1 rRNA gene is annotated in these 676 nt (G+C 35.1%); it reads left to right on the top strand.

Annotation, left to right across the window (positions count from 1 at the left end):
• Positions 1-597: 597 nt before the first annotated feature.
• Positions 598-676 (top strand): 16S ribosomal RNA (locus tag ACFFGL_RS14825); the annotation flags it as partial.

Here is a 676-nt window from a genome sequence, read left to right as displayed (position 1 = left end):
CCTTTGCATCCTTACCGTGATTTTGCGATCCGTTTTGGTTTGGTCTGGAATTTCTTTTTATAAAAAATAAGGGTTTAGGAGTTTGTTTTCCAGAAGGTTGTTTCGTGAGCGTTAATAAAAGATTAAAAAAACTAAAATAAGTACTTGGTAAAGTAAAAACAAGTTGTATATTTGCACCCGCAATTGCGCTGAGCGGTTGTTGTAGAAGTTCATAGAAGGGGTGATTTTTTTGTTTTAAGAGGGGTTAAAAAAAACTTTTAAAAAAAATAAAACAAAAAGCTTGTTGAAATAAAAATAAGTATTACATTTGCACCCGCAATCGCAGAGAGGCGGTTGGAGTTCTAGAGAAGTATTGAAGTAAAGCGCCTGGCGGCGGACGATTTGAGAGGATTGTTTAAGAGGTTCGACTCCTTTTGTTTTAACGAAAAGACAGGTTTTCTGGATTGAAAATTTGGATTAGATAAGTTCATTGAGATATTGAATTGACAGAATTAGATTAAGGCTAAATAGTAAAATTTTGAGTCGTGCTTATTTTTCGAAATAGGTATGAAAATTCCAAAGTTGTTGTAGTAAGTATTGTAAAATTATAATGAAACAACGATGAAGAGTTTGATCCTGGCTCAGGATGAACGCTAGCGGCAGGCCTAACACATGCAAGTCGAACGGTAACAGCAGA

It is taken from the genome of Mesonia maritima (genome assembly GCF_042433895.1).
GTDB classification, from domain to species: Bacteria; Bacteroidota; Bacteroidia; order Flavobacteriales; family Flavobacteriaceae; genus Mesonia; species Mesonia maritima.
Note: the sequence above shows the minus strand (reverse complement) of the source record. Positions and strands in the feature narration are given on the sequence as shown.